Origin of the sequence: Mycobacterium paraffinicum (assembly GCF_025822865.1) — a bacterium.
Taxonomy (GTDB): domain Bacteria; phylum Actinomycetota; class Actinomycetes; order Mycobacteriales; family Mycobacteriaceae; genus Mycobacterium; species Mycobacterium paraffinicum.
In genome coordinates this window covers 56,110-72,441 of the sequence record NZ_JACKUR010000039.1, presented here as the reverse complement: position 1 = coordinate 72,441, position 16,332 = coordinate 56,110, and the positions used below count along the sequence as shown (strand labels likewise).

At 70.6% G+C, this 16,332-nt stretch carries 16 protein-coding genes; 8 read left to right on the top strand and 8 right to left on the bottom strand.

What is annotated here, in order from left to right:
- Nucleotides 1–6: 6 nt before the first annotated feature.
- Nucleotides 7–282 (top strand): hypothetical protein, encoded by a 276-nt coding sequence (locus tag H7J89_RS24080; RefSeq protein ID WP_264047395.1) that lies wholly within the window; start codon nucleotides 7–9, stop codon nucleotides 280–282.
- Between the two features lie 36 nt (nucleotides 283–318).
- On the opposite strand, the gene H7J89_RS24075 is transcribed toward H7J89_RS24080, so the two are convergent.
- Entirely contained in the window at nucleotides 319–921 is a 603-nt protein-coding gene (locus H7J89_RS24075; protein ID WP_264047394.1) for a riboflavin synthase, read from the bottom strand.
- Between the two features lie 129 nt (nucleotides 922–1,050).
- On the opposite strand from H7J89_RS24075, the gene H7J89_RS24070 reads away from it, so the two are divergent.
- The 3 genes from H7J89_RS24070 to H7J89_RS24060 are packed head-to-tail and all read left to right on the top strand — an operon-like array spanning nucleotide 1,051 to nucleotide 4,349.
- Nucleotides 1,051–1,758, top strand: coding sequence for an LppX_LprAFG lipoprotein (locus tag H7J89_RS24070; RefSeq protein ID WP_264047393.1), 708 nt, complete (start codon nucleotides 1,051–1,053; stop codon nucleotides 1,756–1,758).
- Nucleotides 1,755–3,311: an MFS transporter gene (locus H7J89_RS24065; protein ID WP_264047391.1), complete on the top strand. Its 1,557-nt coding sequence runs from the start codon at nucleotides 1,755–1,757 to the stop codon at nucleotides 3,309–3,311. The genes H7J89_RS24070 and H7J89_RS24065 overlap by 4 nt, the downstream gene beginning before the upstream one ends.
- A gap of 51 nt (nucleotides 3,312–3,362) precedes the next feature.
- A complete protein-coding gene (locus tag H7J89_RS24060; RefSeq protein WP_264047389.1) occupies nucleotides 3,363–4,349 on the top strand; it encodes a GGDEF domain-containing protein in 987 nt (328 codons plus the stop codon).
- Here H7J89_RS24060 and ribD read toward each other — a convergent pair.
- The 4 genes from ribD to fmt form a co-directional block, all read right to left on the bottom strand.
- The gene (gene ribD / locus H7J89_RS24055; RefSeq protein ID WP_264047387.1) at nucleotides 4,346–5,368 is read right to left on the bottom strand and encodes a bifunctional diaminohydroxyphosphoribosylaminopyrimidine deaminase/5-amino-6-(5-phosphoribosylamino)uracil reductase RibD; all 1,023 of its coding nucleotides are present in this window, start codon (nucleotides 5,366–5,368) and stop codon (nucleotides 4,346–4,348) included. The genes H7J89_RS24060 and ribD overlap by 4 nt on opposite strands.
- Nucleotides 5,365–6,054, bottom strand: coding sequence for a ribulose-phosphate 3-epimerase (gene rpe / locus H7J89_RS24050; RefSeq protein ID WP_276042531.1), 690 nt, complete (start codon nucleotides 6,052–6,054; stop codon nucleotides 5,365–5,367). Before rpe ends, ribD begins: the two co-directional genes overlap by 4 nt.
- A 66-nt stretch (nucleotides 6,055–6,120) precedes the next feature.
- Entirely contained in the window at nucleotides 6,121–7,509 is a 1,389-nt protein-coding gene (locus tag H7J89_RS24045; RefSeq protein ID WP_264047383.1) for an RsmB/NOP family class I SAM-dependent RNA methyltransferase, read from the bottom strand.
- The gene (gene fmt / locus H7J89_RS24040; RefSeq protein ID WP_264047381.1) at nucleotides 7,506–8,438 is read right to left on the bottom strand and encodes a methionyl-tRNA formyltransferase; all 933 of its coding nucleotides are present in this window, start codon (nucleotides 8,436–8,438) and stop codon (nucleotides 7,506–7,508) included. Before fmt ends, H7J89_RS24045 begins: the two co-directional genes overlap by 4 nt.
- A gap of 165 nt (nucleotides 8,439–8,603) precedes the next feature.
- Here fmt and H7J89_RS24035 point away from each other — a divergent pair, with 165 nt between their 5' ends.
- On the top strand, nucleotides 8,604–9,416 hold the full coding sequence (locus tag H7J89_RS24035; protein WP_264047380.1) for a class I SAM-dependent methyltransferase: 813 nt from the start codon (nucleotides 8,604–8,606) through the stop codon (nucleotides 9,414–9,416).
- On the opposite strand, the gene H7J89_RS24030 is transcribed toward H7J89_RS24035, so the two are convergent.
- The 3 genes from H7J89_RS24030 to H7J89_RS24020 all read right to left on the bottom strand — a co-directional run bounded on the left by H7J89_RS24030 (nucleotide 9,413) and on the right by H7J89_RS24020 (nucleotide 12,817).
- Nucleotides 9,413–9,901 (bottom strand): MarR family winged helix-turn-helix transcriptional regulator, encoded by a 489-nt coding sequence (locus H7J89_RS24030; protein WP_067207397.1) that lies wholly within the window; start codon nucleotides 9,899–9,901, stop codon nucleotides 9,413–9,415. The two genes, H7J89_RS24035 and H7J89_RS24030, sit on opposite strands and share 4 nt — an antisense overlap.
- A gap of 128 nt (nucleotides 9,902–10,029) precedes the next feature.
- A complete protein-coding gene (locus tag H7J89_RS24025; RefSeq protein WP_276042548.1) occupies nucleotides 10,030–11,973 on the bottom strand; it encodes a primosomal protein N' in 1,944 nt (647 codons plus the stop codon).
- Nucleotides 11,974–12,082: 109 nt separating this feature from the next.
- Nucleotides 12,083–12,817, bottom strand: coding sequence for a lysoplasmalogenase (locus H7J89_RS24020; RefSeq protein ID WP_264047374.1), 735 nt, complete (start codon nucleotides 12,815–12,817; stop codon nucleotides 12,083–12,085).
- Between H7J89_RS24020 and lipI the strand changes: the two genes are divergently transcribed.
- Genes lipI through H7J89_RS24005 form a run of 3 tightly spaced genes read left to right on the top strand, consistent with a single transcriptional unit; the run spans nucleotide 12,816 to nucleotide 16,273 of the window.
- Nucleotides 12,816–13,790, top strand: coding sequence for an esterase LipI (lipI, locus tag H7J89_RS24015; RefSeq protein ID WP_264047372.1), 975 nt, complete (start codon nucleotides 12,816–12,818; stop codon nucleotides 13,788–13,790). The genes H7J89_RS24020 and lipI overlap by 2 nt on opposite strands.
- A gap of 22 nt (nucleotides 13,791–13,812) precedes the next feature.
- Nucleotides 13,813–14,778, top strand: a complete 966-nt coding sequence (locus H7J89_RS24010) for an alpha/beta hydrolase (protein ID WP_264047370.1) — start codon at nucleotides 13,813–13,815, stop codon at nucleotides 14,776–14,778.
- A 10-nt stretch (nucleotides 14,779–14,788) separates the two neighbouring features.
- Nucleotides 14,789–16,273 (top strand): flavin-containing monooxygenase, encoded by a 1,485-nt coding sequence (locus H7J89_RS24005; RefSeq protein WP_264047368.1) that lies wholly within the window; start codon nucleotides 14,789–14,791, stop codon nucleotides 16,271–16,273.
- The last annotated feature ends 59 nt before the right edge of the window (nucleotides 16,274–16,332 follow it).

Genomic DNA, 16,332 nt, shown 5'->3' with positions numbered 1-16,332 from the left:
AGCGGCATGAGAATCGCAGTGAGACTGGCGGTACCGGTCGTGACCTCGATATTCGCGGCCGGACTTGCAGCGGGTATCGCCTGCCCGCAACGTGCCACGGCCGACGCGTGCGCTGACGTCGGCGGTCGGCATGTGAGCGTCGGCGGGTGCACGGATCCGGGGCGCTGGGGCAACTGGGTCCTTCCGGCCGGTGCGATGACGGTCCCGCCACCCGACGCACCCCCGCCGTGCTACACCCCGTCCGGCGAGCCGTACTGGACGCCGCCGGGCGAGCCCTGCTGACCGAACCGGCATGCGGCGCACTTCCCCGAACGCGGCCTAACGCGGGGTGAGCAGCCGCTCAACGTATTTCGCAATCACGTCGACTTCGAGGTTGACCTGCGTTCCGACCGGGGCGCGGCCCAGCGTGGTCAGCTCGCGGGTGGTGGGGATCAGCGACACCTCGAACCAGTCCCCCGGTCCGGCGCCGAGCCCGGAGACCGTCAATGAGATGCCGTCGACGGTGATCGACCCCTTCTCGACCACGTAGCGGGCCACCTCCGCGGGGATCTCGATCCGCACCACTTCCCAGTGCTCGGACGGCGCCCGGCTGACCACCTGGCCCGTCCCGTCCACGTGCCCCTGCACGATGTGCCCGCCGAGCCGGCTGTTGACCGCCGCGGCGCGCTCCAGGTTGACCGGGCTGCCGACCTGCAGGGAGCCCAGATTGGAGCGGTTGAGGGTTTCGGCCATCACGTCGGCGGTGAACTGGCCGTCCGGCAGCAGCTCGGCGACCGTCAGGCAGACGCCGTTGACGGCGATCGAGTCGCCGTGCCCGGCGTCGGAGGTCACGACCGGGCCGCGGATGGTGAGCCGGGCGGCGTCGGCGAGCACATCGCGGCCGGTCACCTCCCCGAGCTCCTCGACAATTCCGGTGAACATTCCATCAGGTTAATCGGCCGCCCAGATGCCGCAGCCGCACTGGTGAGCAGGCCAAAGCGTCAGCGCCGGGCCGACACCGCGGCCCCACGTCTCCCAAGCCGGTCATGGGCACCCTCTACGATGCAAGGTATGCAGACCCGCCGCCGTCTATCGGCCGTCCTCGCATCCCTGACCCTCGCCACCGCCTTGATCGCCGGCTGCTCGTCCGGCTCAAAGCAGAGCGGCGCCCCGCTGCCCGACGCCACGACCCTGGTCAAGCAGTCGGCCGACGCCACCAAGAATGTGAAGAGCGTGCACCTCGTGCTGAGCATTCAGGGCAAGATCCAGGGGCTGCCCATCAAAACGCTGACCGGTGACCTCACCACGGCGCCGGCCACCGCCGCGTCGGGCAACGCCACGATCACCCTCGGCGGATCCGACATCGACGCCAACTTCGTGGTCGTCGACGGCAACCTGTACGCCACCCTGACGCCCAACAAATGGAGCGACTTCGGCAAGGCGTCCGACATCTACGACGTTTCGGTGCTGCTGAACCCGGACACCGGGCTGGCCAACGCGTTGGTGAACTTCACCAACGCCAAGGCCGAGGGCCGCGACACCATCAACGGCCAGAGCACGATTCGCGTCAGCGGGAACGTCTCGGCGGATGCGGTGAACAAGATCATGCCGCAGTTCAACGCGACACAGCCGGTACCGAGCACGGTGTGGATCCAGGAGACCGGTGACCACCAGCTGGTCCAGGCCAACATGCAGAAGAGCTCCGGCAATTCCGTCCAGGTCACGCTGTCCAACTGGGGCGAGCAGGTTCAGGTCACCAAGCCACCGGTGAGTTCATGAGTTCGCAGACCGGCCGCCGCGTCGCGATCAGCGCCGGCAGTCTGGCCGTCCTGCTCGGCGCGCTGGACGCCTATGTCGTCGTGACGATCATGCGCGACATCATGAGCGACGTTCACATCCCCATCAACCAGCTGCAACGCATCACCTGGATCATCACGATGTACCTGCTCGGGTACATCGCCGCCATGCCGCTGCTGGGGCGCGCGTCCGACCGGTTCGGCCGCAAGCTGGTGTTGCAGGTCAGCCTCACGCTGTTCATGGTCGGGTCGGTGGTGACCGCGCTGGCCGGACACTGGGGCGATTTCCACCTGCTGATCGGTGGGCGCACCATCCAGGGCGTGGCCAGTGGCGCGCTGCTGCCGGTCACCCTCGCCCTGGGCGCCGACCTGTGGGCGCAGCGCAACCGCGCCGGCGTGCTGGGCGGCATCGGTGCCGCGCAGGAACTCGGCAGCGTGCTGGGCCCGCTGTACGGGATCTTCATCGTGTACTTGTTCCACGACTGGCGCTACGTGTTCTGGATCAACGTCCCGCTGACCCTGATCGCGATGGTGATGATCCAGTTCAGCCTGCCGTCGCACGAAAAGGTCGAGAACCCGGAGAGGGTCGACCTCGTCGGCGGTGTACTGCTCGCGGTCGCCCTGGGCCTCGCGGTCATCGGCCTGTACAACCCGCAGCCCGACGGCAAACAGATCCTGCCGAGCTACGGCCTGCCACTGGTCATCGGGGCGGTCGTGGTCGCGGTGCTGTTTTTGCTGTGGGAACGGTTCTCCCGCACCCGGCTGATCGAGCCGGCGGGCGTGCACTTCCGCCCGTTCCTGGCCGCGCTGGGCGCGTCGCTGGCCGCGGGTGCGGCGCTGATGGTGACGCTGGTCGACGTGGAGCTGTTCGGCCAGGGCGTGCTGCAGATGGATCAGACGCAGGCCGCCGGGCTGCTGTTGTGGTTCCTGATCGCGCTGCCGATCGGGGCGGTGCTGGGCGGCTGGATCGCCACCCGCGTGGGTGACCGCGCGATGACCTTCGTGGGGCTGATGATCGCGGCCTACGGGTACTGGCTGATCCACTACTGGCGTCAGGACGTGTTGAGCCAGAAGCACGACATCTTCGGGATCGTCCAACTGCCCGTTTTGCACGCCGACCTGTTGGTCGCCGGTGTGGGCCTCGGCCTGGTGATCGGGCCGCTGACCTCCGCGGCGTTGCGCGTGGTTCCGTCGGCGCAGCACGGCATCGCCTCGGCGGCGGTGGTGGTGGCCCGGATGACGGGCATGCTCATCGGTGTGGCCGCGCTGAGCGCGTGGGGCCTGTACCGGTTCAACCAGATCGTGGCGGGGTTGACGGCGGCGATACCGCCCAACGCCTCCCTGCTGGAGCGGATCGCCGCTCAGGGGACGATGTACCTCAAGGCGTTCGCCATGATGTACGGCGACATCTTCAGCGCCACCGTCGTCATCTGCATCGTGGGAGCGCTGCTGGGCCTGCTGATCGGTGGCCGCAAGGAACACGCCGAGGAGCCCGAAGTTGCTGAGCCGCAAGCGGTTTCATTGGGCGAGCGTTAGCCGCTAGTCGGCAGGTGAACCGGCGACCGATGCCGGGCTTATCCTGACTGCGTGCCGTGGCGCGTCGATCCTCAACCGTCTGCCGAACGGTTGCACGCCATCGGCTTGACGGCCTTCCTGGCGCTGCTCGGCCTGTATGCCGCGGCCGGCGTGCACGCCGGAATCACGGGCCGCCACGCCGCGCTGAACTGGCTGCTCGGCGCGGCCGCGGTCCTGGCGGTGTCGGTCGCGCTGATAGGCCGGCTCCGCGGTTGGCAGGGGCGGCGCGGCCTGCTCGTCGGATGGCCCGTGGCCTCGCTGGTCGTCATCCTCCTCGCCGGAGCCATCGAACCGGCCGCCACGCGCGACTTCCCCGGCACGATCACCATCACATTCGCCTACCTCGGCCTCACCGGCCGGCGGTGGCGCTCACTCGCCCTGCTCCCGCTCGGCGCCGCGGCGTTTGTCGTGGCCTGCGCGAAACCACTACCCGGCTCGGCACTCGCCGTGGTGTTGGCCGCGACGATGTGGGTCCTCGTCGCCGAGGTGCCGGCATGGCTCATCGCCCGGCTCGTCCAGCAAGGTCTGATGCTGCGCGACATCGCCCAGACCGACCCGCTGACCCAACTGCTGAATCGGACCACCCTGGCGCACCGGCTGTCACAGCACGCCGGGCGGTGCGCGGTGGTGCTCGCCGATCTCGACAACTTCAAGCGCTACAACGATCGTCACGGCCACCAGGCCGGCGACGAAGTTCTCGTCGCCTTCGCCGACGCACTGCGCCGATCGGCCCGCAAGGACGACATCGTGTTCCGCATCGGCGGCGACGAGTTTCTGCTCTTGCTGGTGGGTGCCGATCCGCCCGAGGCCGCGCGGATCCTTGATGGGCTGCGCCGCCGCTGGGCCGAGGCGGGCGCTCCGGTCGACTTCAGCGCCGGCATCGCCGCCGGCGACCACGACGTCATGCGCCTGGCGGACGAGGACATGTACGCGGACAAGCGTGGGCGCGGCCTGGCCGGCCACGACCCGAAGCACGGCGATTCGACCGCGTTCCCCTAATCGCCGCGCGGCACCAGGCTGAGCAGCAGGTCCGGCCCGACCCGCTCTACTCCGTCGAAGTGCCAGCGCAGGGCCCGCGAGATGGTGGGCACCCCGACGTCGTGGACCGCGGAGATCGGGCCCCCCAACAGCATCGGCGCGACGTAGGCCAGGATGCGGTTGACCGCCCCGGCGCGCAGGAAGGCGCCGGCGAGGGTGGGACCGCCCTCCAGCAGGACGTCGGTGCGGTCCGAGAGCGCCTTGATCACCTCCATCGGGTCGTGCGTGCGAATGACCATGGTTCGCGAATCGTCGTTGAGAACCTTTGCCTCCGGCGGTATTTCGCGCATGCCCACCACCACGCGCAGTGGTTGCCGGTCGGCCAGCGAGCCGTCGGGCAACCGGGCGGTCAGCGCGGGATCGTCGGCCAGCACGGTGCCGGTACCCACCACGATCGCGTCGGCGATCGCCCGGCGGCGATGCAGGTCCAGGCGCGAGCTCTCGCTCGAGATCCATTGGCTGGTGCCGTCGGCCGCGGCGCTGCGGCCGTCGACGCTGCTGGCGTATTTCCAGGTCACGTGCGGCAACCCGGTCCGCTGCTTGTGCAGCCACTCCCGCAGCGGCCCGCCGGCCACTTCGTCGGCGAGGACGCCGGGCGTCACCCGCACGCCCGCCTCGGTCAGCCGGGCCGCGCCGCCGGCGGCGGTCGGGTTCGGGTCGGCGACGCCGTACACCACGGCACCGACTTTCGCGTCCAGCAAAGCGTCTACGCAGGGCGGGGTCCTGCCGTAGTGGTTGCACGGCTCGAGGGTGACCACCGCCGTCCCACCGGCCGCCAGGTCACCGGCCCGCCGCAACGCCAGCACCTCGGCGTGGTCGCCGCCGGTGGGTTCGGTGCCGCCGACGCCGACGACCACGCCGTCGGCGTCCAGGATCACCGCACCGACCGGCGGGTTCGGGTAGGTGGTGCCCTTGACCTGGTTGGACTGCCCGATCGCCAGGCGCATGGCGGCGTCGAGGCTGTCCACGGGCTGAGTCATCGGCGCAGGTGCGGTGACGCGGCGGCGGCCTGCCGCCGCAGCGCCTCGACGGCGGCCTGCGGGTCCTGCGCGCCGTAGACGGCCGACCCGGCGACGAAGCAGTCGACGCCGGCCTCGGCGGCCTGCTCGATGGTCTCGTCGTTGATGCCGCCGTCGATCTCGACCAGGATCGTCAGCTCCCCCGCATCGATCAGCTTGCGCGCGGTGCGGACCTTGCTCAGCACCTCGGGGATGAAGCTCTGCCCGCCGAAGCCGGGTTCGACCGACATGATCAGCAGGGTGTCGAATTGGGGCAGGATCTCCAGGTACGGCTCCAGCGGGGTTCCCGGCTTGACGCTGATGCCCGCCTTGGCGCCCGCGGCCCGGATGTCGCGCGACACCCCGACCGGGTTGTCGGTGGCCTCGGCGTGAAAGGTGACGTTGTAGGCGCCGGCTTCGGCGTAGCCGGGCGCCCAACGGTCGGGGTCTTCGATCATCAGATGGCAGTCCATCGGGATGCTCGTGGTGGCCAGCAGGCTCTCGACCACCGGCAGGCCGATGGTGAGGTTCGGCACGAAGTGGTTGTCCATCACGTCGACGTGCAGCCAGTCCGCGCCGACCACCGCGGCCGCCTCGTCGGCGAGCCGCGCGAAATCGGCGGACAGGATGGACGGCGCGATCAGGGGCCTACCGGTGTTGTCAGGCATGTGCGCCACACTACTGAGCCTTGGCGGCGGCTTCACGCGGGCAAGCGGCGCGTCACCGCGCAGCCCCTACCCCGCTTCGCGGCGCAGCGCCGCGGCGAACATCGCGTCGGTGCCGTGCCGGTGCGGCCACAGCTGCACGTGTGGCCCGTCCCCCAGCCCGGTGACGGGATCGAACAGCGGCCGGGTATCCAGCGCGCTCACCGGGTGCCGGCGCAGGGCGTCGGCGACCACCCCGACGGTTTCGGCCAGGTGGGGCGAACAGGTCGCGTAGAGCACCACACCGCCCGGGCGGGTCAGCGCGATCGCGGCGCCAAGCAGCTCGCGCTGCAGCTTGGTGAGCGCCGGGACATCGGCTGGCTGGCGCCGCCAGCGCGCCTCGGGGCGGCGCCGCAGCGCGCCCAGCCCGGTGCAGGGCGCGTCGACGAGCACCCGGTCGAACGTCGGCTCGAGCCCGCTCTGCCGCCCGTCGACCCGCAGCACGTCGACCGGCAGCCCCCGGGTGTTCTCGGCCACCAGATCGGCGCGGCGCGCGGCCGGTTCCACCGCCGTGACGCGCGCACCGGACCCGGCCCCGAGCGCGGCCAGCAGCGCCGTCTTGCCGCCCGGCCCGGCGCACAGGTCCAGCCACCGCCCGGCGTCATCCTCGACCGCCGCCAGGGTCAGCGCCCGCGCCACCAACTGGCTGCCCTCGTCCTGGACCAGGGCGGCGCCGTCGCGCACCGGCGCCAGCCGGCCCGGGTCACCGCCCGGCAGGTAGACCGCATAGGGCGAATACCGGCCAACCGTGCCCTCGACGGCATCGGCCAAGTCCTTCGCGGTGAGCACCCCGGGCCGGGCGGCCAGGTGCACGAGGGGCCGTTCGTCGTCGCTGGCCAGGACCGCGTCGAGCTCTGCCGCGTCCGCCCCCAGCGCATCGGCGAAGGCCTGGGCGATCCAGCGCGGGTGGGCGTGCACGAAGGCGGCATGCCCGACCGGATCCCGCGACGGGTCGGGCGCCAGCTCCGCGACCCAGGACTCCTCGTCGCGGGCGGCGATGGCGCGCAGCACCCCGTTGACGAAACCCGCTCGCGCCGAATCGAATTCGATCCCGGCCTGTTCGACCGTGGTGAACACCGCCGCGTATGTGTCCACCCGGGTGCGCAGCAGTTGGTAGGAGCCGAGCCGTAACAGGTCGAGCAGCACCGGGTCGATGGTGTCCGGGGAGCGGCCCGCGGCGGCGCCGATGATCGCGTCGAGCAGGCCGCGGGTGCGGCAGGTTCCGTAGGTCAGCTCGGTGGCGAACGCGGCGTCCCGGCCGCTGATTCCCCGTTCGCGCAGCAGCGCGGGCAGCGCCAGGTTCGCGTACGCGTCGCGCTCGCTGACCGCACGCAGCACGCCGAACGCGGCGGCGCGCGCGGGGTCGAGCGGCCGGCGCCGCTTGCCGCGCCCGCGGTCCGGTGGCCGGGGCCGGCTCATGTCGCCCGCGTCGCGGGGTCGAGCCGCGCGCCGCGGGCCCAGTCGACGGCGTTCATCGGTTTCTTTCCGGGCGGCTGTATCTGGCCCAGCCGCACGGCTTGCGAACCGGTGCCAATCCACACGTTTTTGCGATCGACGTGAATTGCTCCGGGCGCCAGCGACTCTGGAGCATCTGCGTCGATGAGCACCGGGCCGAGCTTGATGCGCAGATCACCGATCAGCGTCCAGGCCCCGGGATTGGGTGTGACCGAGCGGACCCGGCGCTCCACGACGTGCGCCGGCAAGTCCCACTGCACCCGGGCCTGCTCGACGGTGATCTTCGGCGCGATGCTGACCCCGTCGGCGGGTTGCGGTCGCGGCGTCAACGTTCCGTCGGCGATGCCGTCCAGGGTCGTCGACAGCAACACCGCACCTGAAACGGCCAGGCGCTCAAGCAATTCGCCAGCGGTGTCGGTCGGTCGAACGGTCTCGGTGACCACCCCGTAGACCGGGCCGGAGTCCAGGCTGGGCTCGATCCGGAACGTCGTCGCCCCGGTGATGGTGTCCCCGGCCGCGATCGCCGCCTGCACCGGCGCCGCGCCGCGCCAGGCGGGCAGCAGCGAGAAGTGCAGGTTGATCCACCCGTGCGGGGGCACGCCGAGCAGGCCGTCGCGCAGCAACGCGCCGTAGGCCACCACCGCGCAGCAGTCCGGTGCCAACTCCGACAGCTCGGCGAAGAACTCTGGCGCGTTCGGCCGCGCCGGTCGCAGCAGCGGGATGCCACGGTCGAGCGCCTCGCGGGCCACCGGCGAGGGCTGCGGCTTGCCGTGCCGGCCGACTGCCGCGTCGGGCCGGGTCAGCACGGCGATCACCTCATGACGCGACGAGTCGATGAGGCGGCGCAGCGCGGGCAGCGCGGGTTCGGGGGTGCCGGCGAAGACAAGGCGCACCGGCACAGTCTAGAAAGCCAGGACGGCCGTCCCGCCCGAAGTTGCGCGTGTACATTGTTTCTAACAGATACTATTGCTACAGGTCACTATCTATCCGGGTGACCGCACTGCCGTGCTAGGGACAACGAGGTCGAGTGGGCAGTCCTTACCTTTCAAGGAGGTCTGATGACTCTCGACACCACGATCAGCGACGCCGCTCCCCATCGCGCGGTATGGGCGCTCGGCGACTACGCCCTGATGGCGGAGGAAGTGATGGCCCCGCTGGGTCCGGTCCTGGTCAAGGCCACCGGTATCGGCCCGGGCATGCGGGTGCTCGACGTCGCGGCCGGCTCGGGCAACATCTCGCTTCCGGCCGCCGCGACGGGCGCCGCCGTGGTTTCCAGTGACCTGACCCCCGAGCTGTTGCAGCGGTCGCGGGCCCGCGCCGCGGCCCAGGGCCTGACGATCGACTACCGGGAGGCGAACGCGCACGCGCTGCCGTTCGGCGACGGCGAGTTCGACGTCGTCATCTCCGCGATCGGCGTGCAGTTCGCGCCAAACCAGCAGCGGGCCGCCGACGAACTGGTCCGGGTCTGCCGGCCGGGCGGGACGATCGGCGTGATCAGCTGGACGCCCGACGGGTTCTTCGGCCGCATGCTTGCCACCATTCGGCCGTACCGGCCCAGCCTGTCGCAGGCCGTGCCGCCGGCCGCGCTGTGGGGGCGTGCGGGCTACGTCACCGGATTGCTCGGCGAGCGCGTCGGCCGGATGAACGCGGTGCGGGGAATGCTGGAAGTGAACCGGTTCGACGGCGCCGACGCGGTGCACGCGTACTTCAAGAACCACTACGGTCCGACGATCGAGGCCTACGCGAACATCGGCCACAACCGGGTGCTGGCCGCCGAGCTGGACGCCCAACTCGTCGAGCTCGCGCAGCACTACCTCGCCAACGGCACCATGGCCTGGGAGTACCTGCTGGTCACCGCGGAGAAGCGCTAGAGATCGAGCTCGGCATCCAGGTGCACGTCCGGCTCGCCGCCGGCGGCGGTGAACGCGGTCAAGGCCCGCACCAGCCCGTGGCGTTCCGGCGGCGGCATCTTCTCCACGATGACGGCGATTTCGTTGCGCCGGTACGCGGTGACCTGACGAACGACCTCCCGCCCCCGCTTGGTCAGCGCGGCCAACAGCTCGCGCCGCGACGTCGGGTGCGGTAGGCGATCGATCAGCCCTGCCGCGACCAGTCGGTCGACCATCCGCCCGGTTGCGGACGGCTGCACCCCGAGCAGACCGGCCAGGGTGGCCAAGTTGACCGGGCCCCGATTGGACAGGATCACCAGCGTCCGGAATTGCGGGATCGTGATCGTCTCGTCCACCTGACCGATCGAGCGCGCCGAAATGGCAACCAGCAAGCGGGAAGCCGTCAGCAAAGCGTCAGTGATGACGTCCAGCGACTCGTCCGCCGTCGTCGCGTTGTCCGCTGCCATGTCGCCCCTTCTCCGGACCGTCTCCGGCATATCGGCGGCTAAAGATCAGGAAGTGTAACAACCTTCCAATGTCGTAGTCAGGCATTATTTCCGACGCATACTATCCCCTCGGGCAGGATTTGGCGAGGTCACCCGATGTGCAGGGGGTCGATCTGCACCCGGACCGGCTCGTGGGTCTGACGGGCGGACAGCACGCCCACACCGCGGCGCAGCGCCGCGGCCAGCGCCAGGCCCTGCTCCCGCCGGGCGCGCACCAGCATCCTCGTCACCGGCACTCCGGCGGGCGTCCCCGCCGGGCGGCGCACGCCCGCCGGCAAATCCACCGGCCCCAGCACGTCGGCCCCGTCTGGCAGCCCGGCCTCGTCGAGCAGTGCCGCCACCGCATCGGCCGCGCCGTCGAGCGCCGCCATGTGCACGCTCGGTGGCAAGCCCACCTCGGCCCGAGCCGCCAGGTCGGCGTCCGCGTGGCCCACCGGATCCCAGCGGATCAGCGATTGGACTGTGGGGATTGATGATTCGGCCACCACCAACACCACCCCACCGTCACCGCGGGGACGCACCAGCGCGGCGGCGGTCATCCAGCGCCACAGCGCGTCCTCGGTGGCACGCAGGTCTTGTCGGCCCAGCAGCGCCCAGGTATCCAGCAGCAGTGCCGCGCCATAGCCGCCCGCCGCGGCGGGTTCGGCCCCCGGGGTTGCCACCACCAGGGCCGGACCGGCGGCGACCTCCGGCACGACACCGTCCCCCGACGAGGTGACCACCGCGGTACCGGGAAACGCGCGCCCAAGCTCCTCGGCGGTGCGGCGGGCCCCGACGACCACGGCGCGCACCGCGTCCGAACCGCAGCGCGCGCACCGCCGCGTCGGGTCGACGCGCCCGCACCACCGGCAGATCAGCGCCTGGCCGCCCTCCTGCAACGACAAGGGTCCCGTGCAGTGCCGGCACCGGGCGATCGTGCGGCAGCGTGCGCAGGCCAGCGACGGGACGTACCCGCGCCGCGGCACCTGCACCAGCACCGGCGCCCCGGCCTCGAGCGACGAGCGGGCGGCGCGCAGCGCGATCGACGGGATGCGCGCGGTGCGCGCGGCCGGGTCGCGTTCGTCGGCGTAGCCCGTGTCGTCGAGGGCGACCACCCGCGGCGTGCGGGCGCGCACCACCGCCCGGGTCGCGACGATGTCGTGCGCCCACCCGCTGCGCACCAGCGCCTGTGCTTCCGCGGTGCGCGCGTAGCCACCGATCAGCGCCGCACAGCGCGCCTGATGCGCCCGCAGCATCGCCACCTCGCGGGCGTGCGGGTAGGGCGCCCGCGGCTCGGCCAGCGAGTCGTCGGCGTCGGCCCACACCATGACGAGCCCCAGGTCGCCAAGGGGCGCGAAAACCGCGCTGCGGGTGCCGATCACCAGCCGCGCCTGACCGCGCAGCGCCGCGAGCCAGCGCCGGTAGCGGGCGGCCGGGCCGAGCCCCGCCGACAGCGCCACCACGCCGCTCTCGTCGATCCGCGCGGTCGCGGCCCGCCACAGCACATCCAGATCCCGCTGATCGGGCACGATCCCCAGCACCGCCCGCCCGGCGCGGATGGTTTGCGCGGCGGCCTCGGCGAACCGGTCCGCCCATGATTCCCCCGGCAGCGCCTGCCAGACGGCCCGCGCGGCCCGGGACTCGGCCAGGGCGGCCAGGAACTGGGCGCCCCAGGCGTACCCCTCCCACGCCGACGGGTCGACGGGCGCGGGCACCGGCAGCCGGTGGGGCGCCGTCGGTTCCCGCTCCACCCGGGCGTGCCGGGCCGGCACCGCCAGGCGCAGCACATCGGGCCGGGTCCCGGCGTAACGTGCCGCCACCGCGTCGACCAACCGCCGGATCTCCGGCGTCAGCACGGGTTCGGCCGACACGACACGGTCCAGATAGCCGAGCTTGCCCTGGTGGTCGGTGTCATTGCGGCGCTCCAGCACGAACGCGTCGACCAGGCGGCCGTGAAACCGCACCCGTACCCGCGCCCCGGGCTGGGCGTCGTCGGACTGCTCGGCCGACACCAGGTAGTCGAACTCACGGTCCAGATGCGGCACCGAGAGCATCGGCAGCACCCGGGCAATCGGTTCCACCTGCACGGGTGTGCGCGCGGCGCCGCTCACGGCACCCCCGCGCGCCGAAACAGGCAGGTGCTCAACGCCTTTACCGTCCGAGTCAGCTTTCGGCCGGTTCCGGGGTGCCGGCGTCGGCCGGTGCCTCACGACCGAAGAAGAACCCGGCCGTCATCAGGATCAGCGCGGCGGCGTACGACCACCAGATCGGCACCGCCAGTGCCTCGTTGCCCAGGATGAAGCGGCCGATGGCGATCAGCGAATCGGACGCCGCGAAACAAACCGCCCCCACCGCCGTCCAGATCGTCGGCAGCTGGGCCACCAGCGCGGCGCACACCATCGCGGTCAGCACCAGGATGTAGGCCGTCACCGGAAGCTTCAATTTGTCCAGATGCGGCCAGAACCACGCCAGCAGCGCGATGGTGGTCAGGCACATGGCCACCACGGCGGCGATGCGCGGTTTCGACGGGCGCCTCGCCGCCAGGGGCAGGAGCGCGCCCAGGAAGCACAAGTGCGCCAACAGGAATGCGGCCAGGCCCACCACGAAGGACTGCTCCCACCAGGGGATCGCCAACGCCCAGTCACCGATAGCCGACAGCAGCAGCGCCGGCATCAGCCACCGCCGCTCGCGGACGACGGCGTGGCCGACTGCGGCGGCGGTCAGCAACAACGCCATCGACGCCTTGAACAGCGGCTGGAGCACCCAGTGCCCGGTCAGCTCGGTTCCCGGCGGCGAACCCAACGCCAACACCGTCAAATAGACGCCATAGCCGAGGGCCGCCCAGCCGGCCACCACCCAGCCGCCGAACACCAGACGCGGTGCGTACGGTACGTCCATGCCAAGCTTGGATAACACAGCCGACGAAAAGCCCGCGATCGACCCCATCCTGCAGAAGGTACTGGATGCGGTTCCCTTCCGGCTATCCACCGACGACGGTGTTGAAGCGGCGCGGCAGCGGTTCCGCGACCTGCCCCGCCGGCCACTGCATCCCGAGCTGCGCGTCGAAGACCGCGCCATTCCCGGGCCGGCGGGACCGATCGGCATCCGGATCTATTGGCCGACAATCGATTCGGATGTGAGCACCGGGAGTACCGCGCCGCCCGTCGTGCTGTACTTCCACGGCGGCGGTTTCGTCGTGGGTGACCTCGACAGCTACGACGGCACGGCCCGCCAGCACGCGGTGGGCGCCGACGCGATCGTGGTGTCCGTCGACTACCGGTTGGCGCCCGAGCATCCCTACCCCGCCGCCATCGAAGACGCTTGGGCCGCAATGCTTTGGACCGCCGAGCACGCCGGCGAGCTGGGGGGTGACCCGAATCGGTTGGCCCTGGCCGGGGATTCAGCCGGCGGAACCATCACGGCCGTGATGGCACAGCGGGCGCGCGATAGCGGCGCACCGCTCATCGCGTTCCAGCTGCTCTGGTATCCCTCCACGATGTGGGACGCTTCGCTGCCGTCCTTCACCGAAAACGCCACCGCGCCGATCCTGGACGTCAAGGCCGTCGCCGAGTTTTCGCGTTGGTACGCGGGCGAAGTCGACTTGTCCGTCCCGCCACCGGGTATGGCGCCGGGACGCGCCGCCGATGTGTCCGACCTGCCGCCCGCCTACATCGCCGTCGCGGGCCACGACCCGCTGCGCGACGACGGCATTCGGTACGGCGAGCTGCTGGCCGAAGCGGGCGTCTTGGTCGAGGTGCACAACGCCGAGACCCTGGTGCACGGCTACCTCGGTTATGGCGGTGTGGTGCCCGCGGCCACCGCCGCGATGGAACGCGGCCTCAGGGCCCTGCGAACCGGGCTGCGGGGGTGAATGTGGGGCGTACGGTGAATCCATGACGGAGCCCACCTTCGCCCGACCCGGCATCGATCCGACGTTCAAGACGTTGCTCGACGCCTTCCCGATGACCTTCAGCGCGGCCGACGGCGTGGAGGTCGCGCGCTCGCGCCTGCGGCTGCTGCAGGTGCCGCCCGAAATGCTGCCGGACCTGCGCATCGAGGACCGCACGATCGGTCACGGGGAGCTCACCGACATCCCCGTGCGCATCTACTGGCCGCCCCTGGAGCCCGAGGAGGCGTTGCCGGTCGTCGTCTTCTACCACGGCGGCGGCTTCTGCCTCGGCGGCCTGGACACCCACGACCCCCTGGCCCGCGCCCACGCCGTCGGCGCCGAGGCCATCGTGGTGTCCGTCGACTACCGGCTGGCCCCCGAGCATCCGTTCCCGGCCGGGGTCAACGACTCCTGGGCGGCGTTGCAGTGGGTCGCCGAGCACGCCGCCGAGCTGGGCGGCGACCCCACCCGCATCGCCGTCGCCGGCGACTCGGCCGGCGGCAACCTGGCCGCCGTGATGGCGCATCTGGCCAACGAGAACGCGGGACCCGAGCTCAGCTTCCAGCTGCTGTGGTACCCGGTCGTCACCGCGGACCTGTCGCTGCCGTCGTACACCGAGAACGCCAACGCGCCCATCCTGGACCGCGACGTGATCGACGCCTTCCTGTCCTGGTATCTGCCCGACCTCGACATCAGCGACCCGACGGCGCTGCCCGTCACCCTCGCCCCGGCGAACGCGACGGACCTGTCCGGGTTGCCGCCCGCCTACATCGGGACCGCCGAACACGATCCGCTGCGCGACGACGGGGCCCGCTACGCGGAGCTGCTGGACGGCGCCGGTGTGCCCGCGGAATTGAGCAACGAGCCTGACCTGGTGCACGGCTACGCCAGCTTCGCTTTGGTGATACCCGCGGCCGGCGACGCCACCGAGCGGGGGCTGGCCGCACTGAAGAAGGCACTACACCCCTAGGCGGACACCGATGAGCAGCACTCCCGACTACCACACGCTGATCGTGGGCGCCGGTTTCTCCGGAATCGGTGCCGCCATCAAGCTCGACAACGCCGGACTGTCGAACTATCTCGTCGTCGAGGCCGGCGACGGGGTCGGCGGGACGTGGCACTGGAACACCTATCCCGGTATCGCCGTGGACATTCCGTCGTTCTCCTACCAGTTCTCCTTCGAGCAGAGCCCGGACTGGTCGCGAACCTACGCGCGCGGGCGGGAGCTCAAGGCGTATGCCGACCACTGCGTCGATAAGTACGGGCTCCGATCCCGAATCCGGTTGAACACCAAGGTGCAAGCCGCCGAGTTCGACGACGAGCATTGCCTGTGGCGGGTGCAGACCGACCCCGGCGGCACGGTGACCGCCCGATTCCTGATCAGCGCCTGCGGGGTACTCACCGTCCCCAACCTGCCCGACATCGACGGCGTGGACACCTTCGGCGGCGTCACGATGCACACCGCGCGCTGGGATCACGACCAGGACCTGAGCGGCAAGCGCGTCGCGATCATCGGCACCGGCGCCTCGGCCGTCCAGGTCATTCCCGAAATCGCGCCGATTGTCGAGCAGCTCACCGTTTTTCAACGCACCCCGATCTGGTGCTTCCCCAAGCTGGACGTCGCGTTGCCCGCGCCGGCCCGCTGGGCGATGCGGATCCCCGGCGGAAAGGTCGTGCAGCGGTTACTGAGCCAGGCCTTCGTCGAAGTCACCTTCCCGATCTCCGCGCACTATTTCACGGTCATCCCGCTGGCCAAGAGGATGGAGTCGGCGGGGCTGGCCTATCTACGCAAACAGGTTCACGACCCGACGGTGCGCGATCAACTCACCCCGCGCTACGCGGTCGGCTGCAAGCGCCCCGGTTTCCACAACGAGTACCTGGCCACGTTCAACCGGGACAACGTGCGGCTGGTCACCGAGCCGATCGACAAGATCACCCCGTCGGCGGTGGCCACCACCGACGGCGAGAACCACGAAGTCGACGTGCTGATCCTGGCCACCGGCTTCAAAGTGATGGACCCCGACGACGTCCCGACGTTCGCGGTCACCGGAAGCGGCGGCAAATCCCTGAGCCGGTTCTGGGACGAACACCGGCTGCAGGCCTACGAGGGCGTCAGCGTCCCCGATTTCCCCAACCTGTTCACGGTGTTCGGCCCCTACGGCTATGTCGGCTCTTCATATTTCGCGCTCATCGAGACGCAGACCCACCACATCGTGCGGTGTCTGAAACGGGCCGAGCGTGAGCGCGCGAGGCGCGTCGAGGTCACCGAGGAAGCCAATGACCGGTACTTCGACGAGATGATGCGCCGACGGCACCGGCAGATCTTCTGGCAGGACAGCTGCCGGCTGGCCAACAGCTACTACTTCGACAAGAACGGCGACGTGCCGCTGCGCCCCACCACCACGGTGGAGGCCTATTGGCGCAGCCGGCGGTTCGACCTCGACGACTACCGATTCACCGGCTGACGCCGACGGCCGCGAACAGACGCAAAATCACCTTCCGCCTTGGTGATTCATGCGATTTC